Origin of the sequence: Vibrio genomosp. F6 (assembly GCF_005146325.1) — a bacterium.
In the GTDB taxonomy this organism is placed as follows: Bacteria; Pseudomonadota; Gammaproteobacteria; order Enterobacterales; family Vibrionaceae; genus Vibrio; species Vibrio cortegadensis.
Genome location: NZ_SYUT01000138.1, coordinates 1 through 2,747, shown reverse-complemented (window position 1 = coordinate 2,747; position 2,747 = coordinate 1). Strand labels below are relative to the sequence as shown.

Annotated in this window: 4 protein-coding genes; all 4 read left to right on the top strand. The window is 37.9% G+C overall.

Translation table 11 applies throughout. From position 1 onward, the window contains the following. The coding region (locus FCV43_RS20165; protein ID WP_240697204.1) for a hypothetical protein at nucleotides 1-967 on the top strand (967 nt) is incomplete at its 5' end. Nucleotides 968-1,196: 229 nt separating this feature from the next. Next, complete coding sequence (locus tag FCV43_RS20160; RefSeq protein ID WP_017052823.1) at nucleotides 1,197-1,412, top strand: TIGR02450 family Trp-rich protein; 216 nt, start codon at nucleotides 1,197-1,199, stop codon at nucleotides 1,410-1,412. A gap of 210 nt (nucleotides 1,413-1,622) precedes the next feature. Next, nucleotides 1,623-2,195: a DUF481 domain-containing protein gene (locus FCV43_RS20155; RefSeq protein ID WP_136996184.1), complete on the top strand. Its 573-nt coding sequence runs from the start codon at nucleotides 1,623-1,625 to the stop codon at nucleotides 2,193-2,195. A gap of 147 nt (nucleotides 2,196-2,342) precedes the next feature. Next, a complete protein-coding gene (locus FCV43_RS20150) occupies nucleotides 2,343-2,660 on the top strand; it encodes a DUF4144 domain-containing protein (RefSeq protein ID WP_069589216.1) in 318 nt (105 codons plus the stop codon). Nucleotides 2,661-2,747: the final 87 nt, after the last annotated feature.

Below are 2,747 nucleotides of genomic sequence, written 5' to 3'. Positions count from 1 at the left end.
TTTTGTGGGGTACACCAAAGTAATGGGAGGTTTTGTGGGTAGTAAAATTCCTAGAGCAAGGTTGGTAACTGGCAATAAAATTGATGTGCTTGCCTACGAAAGGCGAACTGATGAAGCTAACATTTGGTGTGAAACTTCAGGTTGCGAAGCGAAGTTATCTTTTGTTAGCAGGCATAATCGTAAATGCGCATCTAAAACTATTGAGATTCCTCCTTGTTTTAGATTGAAACCACATGAAATACACGCAGAGCACTGCAAGTACAATATAGCTGGTTCATTAAACATTATCGCTAAGTCTTCTGAATCTGAAGTTTTTAAAGCCATAGCGGAAAAGAAGTTTGAATTTCGCCTGCATATCTTAATCAAGGCTTTACGAGAGTTATCTGCGTTCGAAGTTGGGAAGGTGACCGAAGGATGGGGCTCAAGTGTTGAAAGTAATAAGTCGTTCAATAACAAAGGAAAGTTAAGTAACTATCTTCGCACGCTTAAACAAATTATAGAAATCAGAACCTTATGTGAGAACGACGACGAACTGAAATCACTTATTGTTCTTAAATTTAAAGGAAATAAAATTCCATGGTCTAGGTTCTTCTTTGACGATAGTAATATTGAAAAGTTTGCCAAATACTATGGTTCTGAAAAATATACGATTCCACTAGCTATCTCAGGTAATCTTTACAAAATAAATGAGCCAGTGGAAAACTTTCCGTATTATGTGGCAGAGCTGCATTCACCATTTGTTCAGCCAAATGAGAAAGGCGAGATAAAGCGAACTGTAGTACAGGTAGTCTTAAAAAATCCTAAGCTAGTTGATTCGTTAACTGTTGGAGAAGACTTTGTGTTTTTTGGACAGTGGTCAGTAAACACCAAAGAATCCAAGAAAAAGATCGGTCGTAATAACAAAACGATGATTTATCAGAACATCAAGATGTACATAAGTAATTCAGATCATTTTGTTAGGTGTTAATTACTTATAACAAACAATTTAAGAGTGATTCCCCACGCTTGGCATTTTTGGTTTGGGTTTAGTTTAGTGATTACGGTGTTCAAACTGAGTTTTGTGGTAGCGTGGCTCACACCTTAATTGGGCGTTAGGTTGTTTCTCTGTAAGGGTACGTTTTTATTGAGTTCTAGTGGCGCCAAGTTAGTTTAAGTAGACTATTTTTAAATATAAATAGACGCTTATGGAGATTACTATGAATCGAATTAATCCTGCCAAATTGCACAATAGCAAGTGGACGGCAACAAAACCGATGAATAGAGAAAAGCATTTTTTGGTATCAGAAATAGAATTTGAAGATGATGGGTCGGTTATTTCATGCAAACTTGAAGCTGTGCTTTCAAAAAATGAGTATTCAATCGATTGGACAGAGTTAAGAGATAGCGATAAATGGGGCCAAGGTTGGAAGTAAAGCGAACTCTTAAACTCACACCTAACAAAGCGTTTAAGACGGATTCCCAACGCTTGGCATTTTCGGTTTGCTTCGGGCTAAGTGTTTACGGCACAATACTTTAAGTACAGTGGTCTGCGTTGCTCACCACTTAACGCGGCGTTATACAAATTATTTCACAATTCAAAACGCTATATGGTAAAATTTCATTTCTAACATTGGAGTGAAATTGTGAATAAATACCTATCTGTAATCCCTTTATTGTTTTGTGGCTGTGTTTCTGCTTCTGGACCGTATGTCGAATACGGAACTCAAAAACTTGAATTCGATCGAGTATCAACATCGGTGCAAGGTGCAACGATTGGATATTCATGGAAGGAAGATAAGAAGTTGTTCGTAGAATTTGATGTAATGAACAGCTCTGATGATTTAACATATTTGGATTTTTCAGGTGGCTTTAACTACAGATTAATGGATTCTGAAGGCTTAGATTTCTTCTTCAATATGGGCATCGGAGTAACTTACATCGATTATGAAAAGTTCCAGAACACTAATACACTGATGTCGTTGCCAATAGGTTTCGCTGGTAGTTACACAATTTCAGATAACTGGAATGCTGAATTGTCCGTAGGTTATCGATACCATATAGATCTAACTTCACCAACTGAATGTAATGATGGCACTGAATCCGATAGTGTTGGATCTGGTACATGCTCTTATCATGGTGGTATAAAAAGGTATCAAGATCAAATCGGTAATGGCGGTGGTGTCAATGCTAGTCTTGGGCTGAGATATACGTATTAAATTTGTATAACAAAGCGTTTAAGACGGATTCCCAACGCTCGGCATTTTTGGTTTGCTTCAGCTTAAGTGTTTACGGCACAATGATTTAAGTGCAGTGGTAGGCGTTGCTCACCACTTAACGCGGCGTTATGTTTATTGGAGAAATTCATGGTCAATTGGCCTTGTATCCTGAAGTTGGATGGTGACGATGAGCTCATTTATTTGGGCTCAGAAACTGACTTGAACTGTGAATGTGTGGGGCTGATTTTTAGCTCAGATGATCGAGTAATCGATTCTGAAGGCTTTGTATATTCATTGATTTCAGATGCTTCAACAGTGGTTAACTTGGTTGGAAACTCAGTCCAGATCTCAGCAGAAGATGCATCTAGATTGATTCAATGTCACGAATTTTGTCTTGCTGAAGTCTGTTTGACTAAAATTCAATTTGAGACGGTAAGTGACGCAATTAAGTGTCTGAAGCCTTAGGCTAAATAAACATAACAAACAATTTAAGAGTGACTCCCAACGCATGGCGATTTCACTCCGATTTGAAATTAGTGTTTACGGTGCAAT